Consider the following 15,988-nt stretch of genomic DNA (forward strand, 5'->3'; position numbering starts at 1 on the left):
GGTCGGGACACGGCGTGACGTGATCTGCGCACACCGTAATTACCGAAGGGGGAGAGAATCTCCCATTTCTGGCGAAGGCGCCCGATCAGGTGGCGAACCGACGCGTTCGTTCCTGCACCTCGTCGTATCCGGGCGGCGCCGGCAGTCCCGCGTCGTGCCCGGCGGCGATCGCGTCCGCGAGGTGCAGCGCCGCGCCGAGGGCCGCCCGGAACAGCAGCGAGCCGGTGCTGACCCGGGCCGCGCCGAGCCGGCCCAGGGCGGCCGGGTCCGGGCCGCCCGGCCGGTACAGCACGTTCACCGGCAACCCCGCCTCGGCCGCCAGGACGCCCACCAGGTCGTCTGGTAAGCCGGGCACGAACAGGCCGTCCGCGCCGGCTGCACGGAACACCGCCGCTCGCCGCTGCGCCTCGCCCAGCGGCGACGGCACGTCCAGCCACCAGGCGTCGGTGCGGGCGTTGACGAAGATCCCCGGGACGGCCGCGCGGACCGCCGCGATAGTGGCGGCGACGTGCTCCGCGGGGGCCAGGCACCCGTCCGGGCGGCCGTCCTCCAGGTTCACGCCGACCACGCCGAGGGCGGCCAGCTCGCCGACGTAGCGCGCCACCTCGGCCGGGTCGTCGTGGAAGCCGTCCTCGATGTCGACGGTGAGCAGCGCCGGCAGGCGCCGCAGCCGGTACGCCAGCTCCAGCGTCTCGGCCCGGGTCGCGCGGACCGCGTCGGGCCGGCCGGCGGCCGCCGCGACGCCCAGGCTCGTCGTGCCGATCGCCGGGAATCCCCGGTCGGCGAGCGCCGCGGCGGACGCGTGGTCCCAGGCGTTCGGCAGCAGCAGCGGGTCGCCGGGCCGGTGCAGCTCACGGAACGCGCGGTACCTGTCGGTCATGGCAGGGTCACCTCCAGCCGGTCGGTCGGGAGCGGTTCGGTCGGGCGGCAGCGGCGGCGCAGCACGCCGACCACACCGGCGGCCAGGGCGAGCGCGTGCCGCTGCCCGGGGCAGGCGCGGGGACCGGTGCCGAAGGTCAGCGCCGCGCCCGTGGGATCGGTGCGGAACCGGCCGGGCTCCGGGAAGACGGCCGGGTCGCGGTTGGCGGCGTCGAACCGGAGCAGCAGCCGCTCCCCTGCCCGTACCGCCTGGCCGCCGAGACTCAGCGCGTCCGTGGTGACCCGGCGGGTGACCCGTACCGGTGGATCGAGGCGCAGCACCTCGGCGAGCAACGCGGCCGTGCCGAGCTCGTCCGGCGCGGCGAGCCCGTGCCGGACGGCCGCGCCGATCAGCCCGGCGGTGGCGTCGGCGGCCTGCACCAGCAGCCCGAGGAGGTTCGCTGTCGTCTCGGCCGGAGCCGGCGGGGACATCGCCAGCAGCGCCGCCACCGCCCGGTCCGCCCGCGAGACCGCCGCCGGGCCCGCGCCCGGATGGTAGGCGGCGGCCACCGCGGACACCTCCGCGACGGCCGCCGCCGGCTCGGCCAGGCCGAGCCGCTCCGCCAGCACCTCGACGGGTACGCGTCGAGCCAGCTCGCCCGTCACGTCCACGACGTCCTCGCGCGCCACGCCGTCGAGGATCTGCCCGGTCAACCGCGCGGCGGCAAGGCTCAGGTCCGACGGGTCGAGGGCGTCGAGTGCGGCCGTCCCGAGGGCGCGGCGCGCGGCGTGCTCGTCAGGTGGGCTGAACCGGCTCACCGTGCCGCGCAGCCACGCCAACGTGCCAGCCGCTCCGGCCGGCGCCGCCGGCACCACGCAGCGGCTGTCGGTCAGGGCGGCGACGACGTCCGCGTACCGGGTGACCACCCAGCCGTCGTCGCCGGAAGCCGGTGGTCCGCAGGGCGGGGTGCCGGGAGCGGCAGTGATCGTCGGTAGTTCCATCGCTCGACCGTATGGTGCGAACGGTTCGGTCCCGGCCGAACGATCCGCGCGCCCTCAGGCGCGTGCCGGGCCGGTGTCCCGGGAGGCGGGCGGGGCCAGCAGCGCCGGGTCGAGCGCGAGCGCCTCGGCCAGCGCGTCCCGCCCGGCCGCGGTGAGCCGCACCGCCCGCCCGGCGCCACGCGTCGTCCAGCCGAGGTCGAGGAAGCGACCGCACAGGGCCGCCCCGAGCGCCCCGGCCAGGTGTGGGCGCCGCTCGGTCCAGTCCAGGCAGTCGCGTACGAGGGGTCGCCGGGCGGCCCGCAGCGGTTCCACGGGTACGCCCAGTCCGGCCAGCCAGGACACTCCGGCGCCGGTCAGCGCCAGGCCGCCGGAACGGTCGAGCACGCCGCGGGTGAGCAGGGCGTCGTGCAGCAGCACGCCGAGCCGCCCGGCCAGGTGGTCGTAGCAGGTCCGGGCGTACGCCAGGGCGGTGGCGGCCGACGCGGCGCGCAACGTGCGGGGCGGGGTGTCCGGGGCGGGGGCCCGCGCGGCCAGGTCCTCGATGAGCTGGGCGACGGCCGGGCCGGCGAGGCGGACGTAGCGGTGGCGGCCCTGCCGCTGTTCGACCAGCAGGCCGCCCGCCACCAGCCGGGTGAGGTGGTCGCTGGCGGTGGACGCGGTGACCCCGGCGGCGCGGGCCAGCTCCCCGGCGGTCCAGGCGCGCCCGTCGAGCAGGGTGAGGCAGAAGCCGGCCCGGGTCGGGTCGGCGAGCAGCGCGGCGAACCCCGCCAGCCCTCGGCCGTCGGCGCGGATGGTCATCCGCCCATGCTGGCACGGCCACGGTTCGGGCCGCGCCGAACGGTGCCGGTGCTCTTTACACACGAGTCTCCAACGTTGTAGAAACGGTGGCACCGCACCTCCGTCTATTCCCGAGGGCAGGCCCGATGGGACACCTCCGCCGCGGTGGCGCGCTCGCCGCCGTACTCACGCTTCTGCTCGCCGGCGCGGCCCCCGCGTCCGCCGCCGGGCCCGACCGCTACCGCAACCCGGTCTCCGCCGGATTCGCCGACACCTTCGCCGACCCGGTCGTGGTACGCGGCGACGACGGACTCTGGTACGCCTTCGGCACCTCCGACCCGCTGCGCGAAGGCGAGGGCCGCGCGCACCGGGTGCCGATCGCCCGCTCCGCCGACCTCGTCGACTGGACCTTCGTGGGCGACGCGTTCACCGCCGGCCAGCGGCCCGCCTACGCCGCGCCCGGCTCGGCGTTCTGGGCGCCCGACGTGCGGCGCGTGGCGGGCCGGTGGGTCATGTACATGACCGTCACCGACACCACCGTCTCGGACGACACATTCGACACCGCCGTCGGGGTGGCCACCGCGCCGAGCCCGGCCGGTCCGTGGACGTTCGCCGACACGCCTGTGGTCGCGCCGCGGCCGGGCGCGGGCGGCGGTTACCTGTGGACCATCGACCCGAGCCAGCTCACCGGCGCCGACGGACGCCACTGGCTCTACTACGGCAGCTACTACGGCGGCATCTCGGTCACCGAACTGTCCCCGGACGGGCTGCGCGCCGTCGGCACGTCGACGCCGGTCGCCGTCGACAACAAGTTCGAAGGCGCGTACGTGCTGCGCCGCGACGGCTGGTACTACCTGTTCGCCTCCACCGCGAACTGCTGCGCCGGCCCGGCCACCGGCTACTCCGTCCAGGTCGGCCGCTCCCGTGACCCGCGCGGCCCGTTCACCGACCGCGACGGCCAGCGCCTCGACGTCTCCCGGGCCGGCGGCACCCCGGTGCTCACCCAGAACGGCAACCGCTGGATCGGCACCGGGCACAACGCGGTCCTCACCGACCTGTCCGGCCAGGACTGGATCGCCTACCACGCGATCGACCGCGCCGAGCCGTACCTGGACGAGCCGTTCGGCGTCAACGAGCGGCCGATGCTGCTGGACCGGCTCGACTGGATCGACGGATGGCCCACTGTGAACGCGGGCGCCGGCCCCTCCGACACCGCCCGCCCCGCGCCGGTCACCACCGGCCCGATCGACGCCCGCTTCGCCACCGCCGACCTGCGCGGCTGGCGGGCCGAACACGGCCGCTGGCAGGCCACCGGCGGAGCGCTGACCGGCAGCGGCACGCTCACCTCGCGTACCCGGATCGGCGGCGACCTGCGCGCGGAGACCGACCTGCGGCTGACCGGCGCGACCACCGCCGGGCTGCGGCTTCACGGCGTGGACGTCCGCGTCGGACGCGGCCGGCTCACTGCGGGCGCCGCGACCACCGCGCTGCCCGCCGGCCTCGACCTGCGCGACCGGCACAACCTCGCGATCGAGGTACGCGGACAGCAGCTCGTCGCCACGCTCAGCCCGTCGCGCCTCGGCGACCCGGTGGCCCAGGTGTCGGCACGGCTCCCCCGCCCCGCGACGGGCAACCTGTCGGTGCGCGCCGAGGGCGGGCGGGCCGAGTTCGACAACGTCAGCGCCGTCCGGCTGTACCGTCCGGCGCGGCACACCGTCCCCGACCCGCGGGTCGGCCCGGTGCTGCGCGGCTACTCCGACGAGTTCACCGGCGGGCTCGACCCGTCCTGGCAGTGGGTACGCCAGGACCCGGCCGCCACCGTGTCCGGCGGCGCGCTGCGCTGGCCGGTGCAGAACGCCGACCTGTCCGGCACCGCCAACAACGCCGGGGTGCTGCTGCACGACGCGCCGACCGGGAACTACGTCGCCGAGACGAAGGTGACGCTCGACCTGGGCGAGGACAGCGTGCGCAACTACCAGCAGGCGGGCCTGGTCGCGTACGTCGACGACGACCGGTTCGCCCGGCTGACCCAGGTGGCGATCTGGAACACCCGGCAGGTCGAGTACGGCTACGAACTGCCCTTCGCCGGGCAACCCGTGTACGGCGGCAGCATCGTCGGCACCCCGGGCACCACCACCTGGCTGCGGCTGGCCCACCGGGTCGACCCGGTCACCGGCGAGCACGAGTTCCGGGCCGGATCCAGCCGGGACGGCAAGCGCTGGACGTGGGGCGCGGTGTGGACGTTCCCGGCCGGCACCACGCCCCGGATCGGGCTGGTGGCGCACGGAGGGGCGACACCGGCGGTGACGGCCGAGTTCGACTACCTGCGCTTCCACAGCTGACGCTCGACAACGGCCGGCGGCGGCCCCTGCCTACGGGAGGAACGAGCCCGCCGCCGGCCCGGCTCGTCAGCCGCCCGGGGCAGCTCGGACACGTGGGTCAGATCGCGGTTCCGGGTGGAGATTTCAGGAAGGACGCCGCTTCGGCCGGGTAGCCGCCATGACCCGACCGGAGGGCGACGGCCGCCAGACGAATCAGGTCGATGTTGACGCCAGCGGCACCACTCGGGTCATGCACCTGCAGCCGCACCTCCACACTCACCGCCGTCTCGGCCCAGCCCTGCGCTTCGATGTTGAGGTGGGCGATCTTGTGGGATCGCAGATGCGGCATGTACGCCAGAGGCGCCATCTGGACCTTCCCGGACGACCCCAGGGCGTTCAGCTTGGACTGCTTCTTGGTGTTCGGGTTCTCGACCAGGTTGCGGAAGTCCTCGGTCCCGCCCAGATTGACCTGGTAGGAACTGCTCAGAGTGAGGCCACGCTCCTCGATCAGCCGCAGCAGTGCGTGGTGCAGCACGGAGGTGCCGAACTGGCTGGCCAGATCGTCGCCGAGCAACGGCACACGGGCTTCCTCGAAACGTGCCAGTAGTGACGCCTGCCTGGCCACCGGGTCCGACGTGGTGTTCACGAACGCGACTCCCGCCATCAGCGCCGCCTCGGCGTAAGCCCGAGCCGTGTCCGGCCGGCCGCTCGGAGCGGAGTAGAGCAGCACCTCCGCCCCTTCCAGCGCGTGCGCCACCCGTTCGACTTCCGTCGAGTCCACCAGGCCACGCCGCACCGTCACGCCGGCGGGCGGCAGTTCGGTGTCGAGGCGCGGGAAGTTGTTGGGCGGCATGAATATCGCCTCGTGGAGATCCTTGCCCACCTTTCGGTCGGACATGGCGAAAGCGGCGACGACGTCGATGTCGCTGACGCCCAGTCCCGCGATCTCTGGCCGGTGGAGCCCGACCAGGCTGCCGGTGTTGCGGTAGAAGGCGATGCCCTGCACCAACGCCGACGTGTTGTTGCCTACACCGACGACCGCCAATCGAACACTGTCGATCATGGGACGAAGAGTACCCGGATCTGCCCACGCCAGGGGTCCCGGTCAACGGAACCGACGGCCACCAGCGCCGGGTATGACTTCTCGGTCAGCCGCCGGAACGCGGGCAGGCGGTGGTCAGCTCGCTGACCGTGCGGGTGTCGCCGTCGTAGCTGCGCGCCGCCACGAACGCACCCGCCGGCGGGTGCGCCCCGGCGACCGCCCGGGCGCGGCGCCGGTCCGCCGCGCCGAACCGCAGCGCGAGGCTCAGGTGCGGCACCCACCGGCCGGGCTGGTGCCACGAGTGCCCGCCGGACGCCTCGGCGAGCACGTCCCAGACCGCGCCGTGCAGCGCGACGAGCTGCGGTGTCGGCCGGACCAGCCACACCAGCGGCGCGCTGCCGTCGAGGACGGCCACCCGGCCCAGCCGCACCGGCAGCGGCAGCGCGGCGTCGCAGAGGTCGGCCAGGCGCTGCTCGGCGCCGGGCGGAAACTCCTCGACCGAGGCGAGCGTCAGGTGCGGCCGGTTCGTCGGGTGCGTGTTGCGGGCCAGGCTGGGCAGCCCGGCGGCGGCGAGCCGGTCCCAGGCAGCGCGCACCGCCGCTTCCAGCTCCGGTGAGCAGAGCAGTTCGACCGTCCGCACGTGATCAGGCTAGTCGCCGGCGCCCGGCCATGCCGTCCCGTACGTCAGAGCCAGCCGGCCTCACGCGCCCGCCGTACCGCTTCGGCCCGGTCGGCGGCGCCGAGCTTCTGCACGCAGGCGCTCAGGTGGTTGCGGACCGTGCCGGCGGCCAGGTGGGTACGGCGGGCGATCACCGCGACCGGGGTGCCCAGCTCGGCCAGCCGCAGCGTCTCCAGTTCGCGTGGCGTCAACGGGCACTCGGGCAGGGTCAGCGCGTCGGCGGCGAGCGCCGGATCGACGTACCGCGCCCCGGAGTGCACCCGGCGGATCACGTCGGCCAGGGCGCTGCCGGGTGCGCCCTTGGCGAGGAACCCACGGACCCCGGCGGTGAGCGCCGGCCGGAGCTGGGCGGGGCGGCCGTGTCCGGTGAGGATCACCGGGGCGCAGCCGGGCAGCGCCCGGGTCAGCTCGGCGGCGACCTCGACCCCGCCGGGCGGCGGCATCTCCAGGTCGAGCACGGCCACGTCCGGGCGGTGGGCCAGCGCCGCGTCCAGGGCCGCGCGCCCGTCGCTCGCGTGCGCGACCACCTCGATGTCCGGCTCCAGGTCGAGCAGCGCGGCGAGCGCGAGCCGGATCAGCTCCTCGTCGTCGGCCAGCAGCACCCGGATCACTGGGACACCGGCACTGTCGCCACCAGACTGAACACCCCGTCGGCGGCGTCCGCCCGGACCCGGCCGCCGGCCGGGGCGAGCCGGTCGGCCAGGCCGCGCAGGCCGCCGCTGAGCCGGTCCGGGCCGTCGTCGTCACGGACGCCGTCGTTGCGCACGGTCAGCGTCACCGCGCCGTCCTCCCGGGTGATCTCGATCCGGCACCAGCCGGCGCGGCTGTGCCGCAGCACGTTCGTCCCGGCCTCGCGCAGCACGGCGGCCAGGTCGGCGGCGACCGGCGCGGGCACCTCACCGGCCGGCGGGACGACTGTCGTGCGTACCCCGCTGGAGCGCAGCACCTCCCCCACCGCGGCGGCCTGCTCGGCCAGGTCGACGGCGCGGTAGCCGTGCACCGCCGCGCGTACCCGGGTCAGCGCCGCGCCGGCGAGCCGCCGGGCCTCCGCCGCCTCCCCGGCGGCCCGGGCGGCGTCAACCGGCGCCAGCCGCTCGGCCAGCTCCGCCTTCAGCGCGATCACGGTCAGGTCGTGGCCGAGCAGGTCGTGCACGTCCCGGGCGAAGCGCAGCCGTTCCTCGGCGGCGGCGAGCCGGGCCTGGGCGGCCTGTCCCTGCCGGGCCTCGACCAGCAGGTCCCAGAACCAGACCTGGACCCAGGCGAGCGCGGCGATCCCGGTGCCCACCACGCCGGTGACCAGCAGCGCCCGGGGCATCGACCCGCCGGTCGACCCGGTGACGGCGGCGGACGCGGCGAGCACCCCGGCCGCCGCCACCGCCGCGACGGCAGGCCGGAACAGCAGCGGCGCCATGCCGACCAGTGACGCGCCCAGCCAGGCCCAGGTGGGCCAGGAGCCGGCCGCGACCGGGCCGAGCAGCGGCACGCTGAGCAGCGCCGCCACCGCCAGCGCGACGTGGCGGCGACGACGGGCCGGTACAGGCAGCCACGGGGTGACCGCCGCGTGCAGCACCGCGATCTGGGCGACGGCGAATCCGAGCAGCGCGGCGGCGCCGAGCGCGACGCGTACCGGGTCGGGCTCGCGGGCCAGGCCGACGACGGGCAGCAGCACCGTGGTCCACACGTTCGTGGCGAGCGACAGCAGGGTGACCCGCCGGGCCCGGCGCAGCCGGCGGTCAGCGGAATCGACTGTCATGCCCGCCGATCCTAGGGCGTGGACGGGCCCGCTCACGCCCGGGAGATGTCACGGCCGACCCGTGTGATCCGCACGGTTCTCCCGTGACGGACACGCCTGGTCCGGTGCGCCGGACGGCGGCAGGGTCGGGGCATGACAGAGATGACTGTGGTCGTACCCCGGCGGTGGGCCGGGTGGGCGCGGACCCGGCACCTGGCCGCGATGGTCGTGGCGATGCTGGCCGGAATGGTGCTGCTCGGGCCGCTGTGGCAGGTGGGCGCGGACGTCCTGGGCGGCGCGGCGGTGCTGGCGCGGCCGGACGTGGGCGCGCTGGTGATGGCGACGAACATGGCGCTGGGCATGACCGCCTGGATGTGGCACCGGGGGGACGGCTGGGCCGCCACCGGCGAGATGTCGGCGGCGATGTATGTGCCGTTCCTGCTGCTGCTCCCGCCCTGGTGGGCGGGGTGGGTCGGGGACGACACGCTGCTGCTCGGCGGTCACCTGCTGATGGTGCCGGCGATGCTGCTGGTGGCGCTGCGCCACCGGCACGCCGCCGTCGCGCCGCGCCGGCACCCGCTCGCTGCGGCGGTGGCGCGGGGGTGGCCGGCCGGGCTGGGCCTGCTCATGACGGTGGACATGTGGTTCGCGCCCACCGTCTTCGCGCCGTGGACGCTGCTGGTCCTGCCCGCCGGCTATCTGCTGCTCGGCACCTGGCGGCGGCAGTGGGGCGACCGGCGCGCGCTGGCCGTGCAGCTCGCCGGGGCGGCCGTGTGGGGCGGCCTGTCGGTCGTGGCGACGGTGGCGTCCGCCGACGTCGCCGGGGTGCTGGTGGGCGTGGGCTGGTTCGTGCACGCCGGCTGGGACGCCTGGTACCACCGCACCGGCACTGTGGTGCCGCGCGGTTACGCGCTGTGGTGCGCGGTGTTCGACGTCGGGGTGGGCCTCACCACGCTGCTGGCCGTCCTGTCCCGGTGATCCGGCGGGGGCACGGGGCTGCGCCGGATCACCCGGAGGGGACGGCACGGCGTGGCGTGGCGAACGTTTGCCCCGGTCGCCGCGACCGCCGGTGGGCGGTGATGAAAAACTTGCCGGATGAGCGCCGCACCGACCCCGACCGACCCTGCCATCTCCGCCGACGCCGAGGACACCGCCGCCTTCGCGGACCTCGGGCTGCGCACCGAGTTGCTGGGCGCGCTGGCCGCGCTCGGCTACGAGGAACCCACCCCGATCCAGCGGGAGGCGATCCCTCCGCTGCTTGCCGGGCAGGACCTGCTGGGGCAGGCGGCCACCGGTACGGGCAAGACCGCCGCGTTCGCCCTGCCGCTGTTGCAGCGGATGCCGGTGGGGCGGCCGGACGGCGACCCGGTGTCGCTGGTGCTGGTGCCCACCCGGGAGCTGGCCGTGCAGGTCTCCGAGGCGTTCCACCGCTACGGCAAGGACCTCGGTGCCCGGGTGCTGCCGATCTACGGCGGGCAGCCGATCGGCCGGCAGCTGCGCGCGCTCGACCACGGCGTGGACGTGGTGGTGGCGACACCGGGCCGGGCGCTGGACCACATCGCCCGGGGCACGCTGCGGCTGGGCGCGCTCAGCACCGTGGTGCTGGACGAGGCGGACGAAATGCTCGACATGGGCTTCGCCGAGGACATCGAGGCGATCCTGGAGCACGCGCCCGCCGGGCGGCAGACCGTGCTGTTCTCGGCCACCATGCCGGCCCGCATCGACGGGCTGGCCCGGCAGCACCTCACCGATCCGGTCCGTATCCAGATCGAGCGGGAGCGCACGGTCGCCGGGGAGGCGCCCCGGGTGCGGCAGAGCGCGTACATCGTGGCCCGGGGGCACAAGCCGGCCGCGCTGGGCCGGGTGCTGGACGTGGAGTCGCCCACCGCGGCGATCGTGTTCTGCCGCAGCCGCGAGGAGGTCGACCGGCTCACCGAGACGATGAACGGCCGGGGCTACCGGGCCGAGGCGCTGCACGGCGGGATGAGCCAGGAACAGCGGGACCGGGTGATGGGCCGGCTGCGCGCCGGCACGGCGGACCTGCTGGTCGCCACCGACGTGGCCGCCCGAGGGCTGGACGTCGAGCAGCTCACGCACGTGGTCAACTACGACGTCCCGTCGGCGCCGGAGTCGTACGTGCACCGGATCGGCCGGGTGGGCCGGGCCGGGCGGGAGGGTGTGGCGATCACGCTCGCCGAGCCGCGCGAGCACCGGATGCTCAAGACCATCGAGCGGGTCACCGGCCAGCGGATCGCCATCGACAAGATCCCCACGGTGGCGGACATGCGTACCCGGCGGCTGGAGCTGACCCAGGCCGCGCTGCGGGAGAGCCTGCTGGAGGACGACCTCGACCCGTACCGGGTGATCGTGGAGTCGCTGACCGACGAGTTCGACCTGGTCGAGGTGGCGCTGGCGGCGGTGAAGCTGGCGCACGAGGCGACGTCGCCGGGCTCGGACGACGAGGAGGAGATCCCGCAGGTTCCGGTCCGGGGCCCGCGCGAGGGACGTCCGGAGGCCGGCGGCCGGGGCGAGCGCCGGGGCGGGACGCGACCGCGTACCGGGGGGACCACCCAGGTCTTCATCGGGCTGGGCCGGCGCGCCGGGGTACGGCCGCAGGACCTGGTGGGCGCGATCACCGGAGAGACCCGGATCAACGGCCGGGACATCGGCTCGATCGAGATCGCCGACCGGTTCTCGCTGGTCGAGGTGCCGCAGGGGGTGGCCGACGAGATCATCGCAGGGCTGCGCGGCACCACCATCAAGGGACGTAAGGCGACCGTACGCCGGGACCGTGACGGCGACGGGCCGGGCGAGCGCCGCGACCGGGGGTACGAGCGGCGCGACCGCCGCTGAGCGCGACCGCGCCCCGGCCGCAGTGGGTCTGTGGCCGGGGCGGGTCGGTCGTCAGGCGGCGGCGAGCGCCTGCGTGTCGATCTCGGCCGGGCGCAGCGCCAGCGCGAGCACGTCCGCCACGTCGGACAGCGTGTGCACGGTCAGCGCCTCCCGCACCTCGGCCGGCAGGTCGTCCAGGTCCGGCTCGTTGCGCTTCGGGATGATCACCTCGGTGAGGCCGGCCCGGTGCGCGGCGAGCAGCTTCTGCTTCACCCCGCCGATCGGCAGCACCCGGCCGGAGAGCGTCACCTCGCCGGTCATCCCGAACTCGGGCCGCACCGGCCGCCCGGTCACCAGGGACGCCAGCGCGGTGACCATGGTGATGCCGGCGCTCGGCCCGTCCTTGGGCACCGCGCCCGCCGGGACGTGCAGGTGGATCCGCCGCCCGGCCAGCGCGTTCGGGTCCAGCCCGTAGCGCCGTCCGTTCGACCGCAGGTACGACCACGCGATGTGCGCGGACTCCTTCATCACGTCGCCGAGCTGACCGGTGAGCGTCAGCCCCGGCTCACCCTCCATGGTGGTGGCCTCGATGAACAGCACGTCGCCACCGGCGCCGGTGACGGCCAGCCCGGTCGCCACGCCGGGCACGGCGGTGCGTTCGGCCGACTCCGGGGTGAACTTCGGCCGGCCCAGGTAGCGGGCCAGGTTGCCGGCGTCGACGTGCACCGGCGCCGGGTCGCCGGCCAGCGCGACGGCCACCTTGCGAAGGATCTTGGCCAGGGCCCGTTCGAGCTGCCGGACGCCGGCCTCCCGGGTGTACTCGCCCGCGATCAGCGCCAGCGCCTCGTCGGCGATCGTGACCTCCCCGGTGGTCAGCCCGGCCCGTTCCCGCTGCCGGGGCAGCAGGTGGTCGCGGGCGATGGCCACCTTCTCGTCCTCGGTGTAGCCGTCCAGCGTGACCAGCTCCATCCGGTCCAGCAGCGGGCCGGGAATCGCCTCCACCACGTTGGCGGTGGCCAGGAACAGCACGTCGGACAGGTCGAGGTCGACCTCCAGGTAGTGGTCGCGGAACGTGTGGTTCTGCGCCGGGTCGAGCACCTCCAGCAGGGCCGCGGCCGGGTCGCCGGAGTAGCCGGCGGCCAGCTTGTCGACCTCGTCGAGCAGCACGACCGGGTTCATCGAGCCGGCCTCGCGCAGCGCCCGCACGATCCGGCCGGGCAGCGCGCCGACGTAGGTGCGCCGGTGGCCGCGGATCTCCGCCTCGTCCCGGACACCGCCGAGGGACACGCGGACGAAGTTGCGGCCCAGCGCCCGGGCGACCGACTCGCCGAGGCTGGTCTTGCCCACTCCGGGCGGCCCGGCCAGGGCGAGCACCGCGCCGGAGCCGCGTCCGCCGACCACGCCGAGGTTGCGCTCCGCGCGCCGGTTGCGCACCGCGAGGTACTCCAGGATGCGGTCCTTCACGTCGGCCAGGCCGGCGTGGTCGGCGTCGAGCACCGCACGCGCCGCGGCCAGGTCGGTGTTGTCAGCGGTACGCGTGTTCCACGGCATCTCCAGCACGGTGTCCAGCCAGGTACGGATCCAGCCCGCCTCGGGTGAGGCGTCGCTGGCCCGTTCCAGCTTGCCGACCTCGCGCATCGCCGCCTCGCGCACCTTCTCCGGCAGGTCGGCGGACTCCACCCGGGAGCGGTAGTCGGCGGACCCGTCCGGCTCGTCCTCGCCGAGTTCCTTGCGGATCGCGGCGAGCTGCTGGCGGAGCAGGAATTCGCGCTGGGACTTCTCCAGCCCCTCGCGTACGTCGCTGTTGATCTGCTCGGTGACCTCCTGCTCGGCCAGGTGCTCCTTCACCCAGCCGACCAGCAGTTCCAGCCGGGCGGTGACGTCCGGCGCGGCGAGCAGCTCGGTCTTCTGCGCCAGGCTGAGCCAGGGCGCGTAGCCGGCCGAGTCGGCCAGCTCGGACAGGTCCGTCATCCGCTCCATCGCGTCGATCACCTGCCAGGCGCCACGCTGCTGGAGCACTGACGTCATGAGCGCGCGGTACTCGCGGGCGAGTTCCCGGGCGCGGCCCGCCGGGGCGGGCTCGTCGAGGGTCGCCGCCTCGACCCAGAGGGCGGCGCCGGGCCCGGGCACGCCGGAGCCGATGCGGGCGCGGACGAGACCGCGGATCACCGCGGCCGGCTCGCCGCTGGGCAGCCGGCCCAGCTTCTCGATGGTCGCGACCACGCCGACGGAGCCGTACTCGCCGTCGAGGCGGGGCACGGCCAGGAGTTCCTTGTCGCCGGTGGCGCGGGCCGCGTCGACAGCGGCCTGGGTGGTGGGGTCGAGGGTCACCGGGATGACCATCCCGGGCAGCAGGACGGCGTCGGTCAAGGGAAGTACCGGAAGAGTTGCCATCGGACACCTGCCATCACGTCGGTTGAGCGTGTCTGGCTCAAGTAACAAAACGTGCCCCTTGTTCCGGGTTGTGACCCACGCCACTGCGGCCGCCACCCCGGCTCGGTTCGGGCACCGGCCCCCTATTGGCCGCGACGCTTACCGGCGCGACCCGCCGAATGCAAAGAGGCGGGTATTGTTGCGAAATTACCGCCAGGTAAGTCAGACTCTTAGCACACCCCGCCCGACACAGGGAGTAATGGCGATGGCAAGGAAAGTAATCACCGTTCTGACCGACGACCTCGACGGCGGAAAGGCCGATCGGACCGTCGAGTTCAGCCTGGACGGCGTGGCGTACACGATCGACGTGTCCGACGAGAACGCGGGCGTTCTGCGTAAGGCACTGGACCCGTACATCAGCGCTGGCAGGCGGATCGGCCGTGGTGCGGCCGAGGTCGCGCGCACCACCCGGCGCACGGGCCGGCCGAGCACCTCGGGAATGGACCGCGAGCAGAACCGCGCCATCCGCGAATGGGCGGCCAAGAACGGGCACGAGATTTCCGAGCGCGGGCGCATCCCGGTGTCGGTCGTCGAGGCGTACAAGAACCGCTGAGCGCTAAACACTCACCGTCGGGCATCCCGGGGTCACGCTGAGAAATCGGAGCGGGCCGCCCGGCCTATCGTGTCGTCGATGATTTTCATCGGGCTGGATTCCGACGGCACGAATTTTCTTCCCGGATCCAATCCCACGCTTCCCTGCCGGACCCGCCACGCGGACATGCGACGGCCGCGGCCACCCGGAAGGTTCCCCGGGCGACCGCGGCCGTCGCACGCTCTCAGTTGACCCGGATGCGCACCACGTCGATGGCGGGAGTCTGGTTCGCCCGCTCCATCATCGGGATGCGGTGCGAACCGTCACCGGCCCAGACCGCGCACTGCGCCACACCCGACTGCGCCAGGCCCGGGATCTGGATCAGCACGTCGTCCGGCTGGTTGCCGCCACGGCCGTCCTCGGTGGCGACGAAGAACGCCGGCACGTCCTGCGGGTTCGGGGGCTGCCGGGTGCTGCCGAGCATCCGGCAGGCGGTGTGGAAGTGGCCGCGCACCAGGCCCTCGCCGTTGAGCAGCGAGCTCTCCAGGTAGTAGCCGCCCTGCCCGGCCGCGAGGAAGCGGTCCCGCACCAGGTTCTTGGTGGTCACCCGGAGCGTGAACGGCTGATTGCGCCGCACCTGGTTCGGGAACTGCGTGATCAGCAGCGACGGGTTGTTCGCCGCGGCGCCCACCTCACCGAACGCGGTGCTGACGCACCGGTTGCCGTTCTGGAAACCGTCGTGCCCCTGCAGCTGGCTGCCGGAGCAGTCCTTGGCGAGCACGTTCAGCCCGTTGCCGCCACCGTTGTTCTGACCGCCGCCGTTGTTGTTCCCGCCACCGTTGTTCCCGGCGGTCGGACCGCCGGTCGGACCGCCGGTCTGGCCACCGTTGTTGCCCCCGTTCTGGCCACCGCCGTTGCGCGGGACGTCAGTCAACGCGCACCGGGCGAACTGGTCCAGGCCCTGCGGACGCTGGGCGAACCGGCCGATGGCCGTGGCGATCCGGTTGAGCGCAGCGGTCCGCTTGTCCGCGAGCGGGCCCAGGATCGCGTTGTTGATGAACTCGCCGCCGTTACGGCCCTCCGCCGCCAGCCGCCGGTTCGCGTCGGCGATCTGCGACGTCAGCGCCGCCAGTTCGCGGTCCACCTCGGCGCGGGCCCGGCCGGGCACCTGCGGCAGCCGGCCCTGGACGTCCGGGCAGGCCACGGTCGGGGTGCCGGCGCCGGCGCCGCCCGCGGTCGTCTGCTGGCACTCGGCCGGCGACATCTGACCGTCGCCCCAGTGGTTGCGGACCCAGCGGCCGTTCTGCCAGGTACGGGTGGTGCTGCCCTGGCCGTCCGGGGCGGTCGCCCCCGGGCTGGCGGGCACACAGGACGCCGAGGCGGCGCGGGTGGTCGTCCGCCGGTCCTGGGCGGACGAGATCTGGGTGACGGCGACGATGCCGCCGAAGACCGCGAGCGTGCCGACCACTGCCAGCACCCGCTTGCTCCGCGCGTTACCGGATGACCGGCGCGCCCGTGTGGACCTGCGCATCGAATTGCTCTCCTTCTCGATCCGGTAGTTGACTGGTGATCCCGGCGGACCGATGAATTCGGGGTGTGAGATCACTGCGACGCTCGGGTCGCGCGTCGATGGCCGACGATGCCCTTTCCGCACCGTCTCCGCGCCGTCCGGGCGCGGCGGGGAAATCTGCGTCCATTCCCGATGAGGTACGGAGCGCCGTCGGCGAAGGTTCAACCGGAGATCGAAAAAAAAATTGGGACGTGCCGGTGCGGCCACCGA

General features: G+C 74.4%; 13 protein-coding genes. 4 read left to right on the forward strand and 9 right to left on the reverse strand.

Annotated elements, in window-relative coordinates; translation table 11 throughout:
* Positions 1 to 85: 85 nt before the first annotated feature.
* From FHU28_RS20840 to FHU28_RS20850, 3 genes are read right to left on the reverse strand one after another with little or no spacing between them, the layout of a single operon-like run.
* Entirely contained in the window at positions 86 to 880 is a 795-nt protein-coding gene (locus FHU28_RS20840) for an isocitrate lyase/PEP mutase family protein (protein ID WP_184686193.1), read from the reverse strand.
* The gene (locus FHU28_RS33105) at positions 877 to 1,860 is read right to left on the reverse strand and encodes a cytochrome P450 (protein ID WP_221453254.1); all 984 of its coding nucleotides are present in this window, start codon (positions 1,858 to 1,860) and stop codon (positions 877 to 879) included. The genes FHU28_RS20840 and FHU28_RS33105 overlap by 4 nt, the downstream gene beginning before the upstream one ends.
* Before the next feature lie 54 nt (positions 1,861 to 1,914).
* Complete coding sequence (locus tag FHU28_RS20850) at positions 1,915 to 2,658, reverse strand: ArsR/SmtB family transcription factor (RefSeq protein ID WP_184686194.1); 744 nt, start codon at positions 2,656 to 2,658, stop codon at positions 1,915 to 1,917.
* Positions 2,659 to 2,783: 125 nt separating this feature from the next.
* Between FHU28_RS20850 and FHU28_RS20855 the strand changes: the two genes are divergently transcribed.
* Positions 2,784 to 4,979, forward strand: coding sequence for a glycoside hydrolase family 43 protein (locus tag FHU28_RS20855; protein WP_184686195.1), 2,196 nt, complete (start codon positions 2,784 to 2,786; stop codon positions 4,977 to 4,979).
* A gap of 97 nt (positions 4,980 to 5,076) precedes the next feature.
* On the opposite strand, the gene FHU28_RS20860 is transcribed toward FHU28_RS20855, so the two are convergent.
* The 4 genes from FHU28_RS20860 to FHU28_RS20875 all read right to left on the reverse strand — a co-directional run bounded on the left by FHU28_RS20860 (position 5,077) and on the right by FHU28_RS20875 (position 8,432).
* Positions 5,077 to 6,021, reverse strand: a complete 945-nt coding sequence (locus FHU28_RS20860) for an inositol-3-phosphate synthase (RefSeq protein WP_184686196.1) — start codon at positions 6,019 to 6,021, stop codon at positions 5,077 to 5,079.
* An 85-nt stretch (positions 6,022 to 6,106) separates the two neighbouring features.
* Positions 6,107 to 6,640: a 2'-5' RNA ligase family protein gene (locus tag FHU28_RS20865; protein ID WP_184686197.1), complete on the reverse strand. Its 534-nt coding sequence runs from the start codon at positions 6,638 to 6,640 to the stop codon at positions 6,107 to 6,109.
* A gap of 44 nt (positions 6,641 to 6,684) precedes the next feature.
* Positions 6,685 to 7,290 carry a response regulator transcription factor gene (locus tag FHU28_RS20870; protein ID WP_184686198.1) on the reverse strand — a complete coding sequence of 202 codons (606 nt, stop codon included), beginning with the start codon at positions 7,288 to 7,290 and terminating at the stop codon, positions 6,685 to 6,687.
* A complete protein-coding gene (locus FHU28_RS20875) occupies positions 7,287 to 8,432 on the reverse strand; it encodes a sensor histidine kinase (RefSeq protein ID WP_184686199.1) in 1,146 nt (381 codons plus the stop codon). The genes FHU28_RS20870 and FHU28_RS20875 overlap by 4 nt, the downstream gene beginning before the upstream one ends.
* A 132-nt stretch (positions 8,433 to 8,564) precedes the next feature.
* Between FHU28_RS20875 and FHU28_RS20880 the strand changes: the two genes are divergently transcribed.
* Together FHU28_RS20880 and FHU28_RS20885 are read left to right on the forward strand one after the other, a co-directional pair.
* Positions 8,565 to 9,389: a hypothetical protein gene (locus FHU28_RS20880; protein WP_184686200.1), complete on the forward strand. Its 825-nt coding sequence runs from the start codon at positions 8,565 to 8,567 to the stop codon at positions 9,387 to 9,389.
* A 117-nt stretch (positions 9,390 to 9,506) separates the two neighbouring features.
* A complete protein-coding gene (locus FHU28_RS20885; RefSeq protein ID WP_184686201.1) occupies positions 9,507 to 11,264 on the forward strand; it encodes a DEAD/DEAH box helicase in 1,758 nt (585 codons plus the stop codon).
* Positions 11,265 to 11,315: 51 nt separating this feature from the next.
* On the opposite strand, the gene lon is transcribed toward FHU28_RS20885, so the two are convergent.
* Positions 11,316 to 13,637, reverse strand: a complete 2,322-nt coding sequence (gene lon, locus FHU28_RS20890) for an endopeptidase La (protein ID WP_184686202.1) — start codon at positions 13,635 to 13,637, stop codon at positions 11,316 to 11,318.
* A gap of 244 nt (positions 13,638 to 13,881) precedes the next feature.
* Between lon and FHU28_RS20895 the strand changes: the two genes are divergently transcribed.
* Positions 13,882 to 14,229, forward strand: coding sequence for a histone-like nucleoid-structuring protein Lsr2 (locus FHU28_RS20895; RefSeq protein WP_184689757.1), 348 nt, complete (start codon positions 13,882 to 13,884; stop codon positions 14,227 to 14,229).
* A 223-nt stretch (positions 14,230 to 14,452) separates the two neighbouring features.
* Here the strand turns inward: FHU28_RS20895 and FHU28_RS20900 are convergent, their stop codons facing one another.
* Complete coding sequence (locus FHU28_RS20900) at positions 14,453 to 15,739, reverse strand: hypothetical protein (protein WP_184686203.1); 1,287 nt, start codon at positions 15,737 to 15,739, stop codon at positions 14,453 to 14,455.
* Positions 15,740 to 15,988: the final 249 nt, after the last annotated feature.

It is taken from the genome of Micromonospora echinospora, from assembly GCF_014203425.1.
In the GTDB taxonomy this organism is placed as follows: domain Bacteria; phylum Actinomycetota; class Actinomycetes; order Mycobacteriales; family Micromonosporaceae; genus Micromonospora; species Micromonospora echinospora_A.

Excerpts from the sequence above, each read along its gene's own strand:
- FHU28_RS20840 (WP_184686193.1), bottom strand. The coding sequence starts at position 880 with ATGACCGACAGGTACCGCGCGTTCCGTGAGCTGCACCGGCCCGGCGAC.
- FHU28_RS33105 (WP_221453254.1), bottom strand. The coding sequence starts at position 1,860 with ATGGAACTACCGACGATCACTGCCGCTCCCGGCACCCCGCCCTGCGGA.
- FHU28_RS20850 (WP_184686194.1), bottom strand. The coding sequence starts at position 2,658 with ATGACCATCCGCGCCGACGGCCGAGGGCTGGCGGGGTTCGCCGCGCTG.
- FHU28_RS20855 (WP_184686195.1), top strand. The coding sequence starts at position 2,784 with ATGGGACACCTCCGCCGCGGTGGCGCGCTCGCCGCCGTACTCACGCTT.
- FHU28_RS20860 (WP_184686196.1), bottom strand. The coding sequence starts at position 6,021 with ATGATCGACAGTGTTCGATTGGCGGTCGTCGGTGTAGGCAACAACACG.
- FHU28_RS20875 (WP_184686199.1), bottom strand. The coding sequence starts at position 8,432 with ATGACAGTCGATTCCGCTGACCGCCGGCTGCGCCGGGCCCGGCGGGTC.
- FHU28_RS20880 (WP_184686200.1), top strand. The coding sequence starts at position 8,565 with ATGACAGAGATGACTGTGGTCGTACCCCGGCGGTGGGCCGGGTGGGCG.
- FHU28_RS20885 (WP_184686201.1), top strand. The coding sequence starts at position 9,507 with ATGAGCGCCGCACCGACCCCGACCGACCCTGCCATCTCCGCCGACGCC.
- lon (WP_184686202.1), bottom strand. The coding sequence starts at position 13,637 with ATGGCAACTCTTCCGGTACTTCCCTTGACCGACGCCGTCCTGCTGCCC.
- FHU28_RS20895 (WP_184689757.1), top strand. The coding sequence starts at position 13,882 with ATGGCAAGGAAAGTAATCACCGTTCTGACCGACGACCTCGACGGCGGA.
- FHU28_RS20900 (WP_184686203.1), bottom strand. The coding sequence starts at position 15,739 with ATGCGCAGGTCCACACGGGCGCGCCGGTCATCCGGTAACGCGCGGAGC.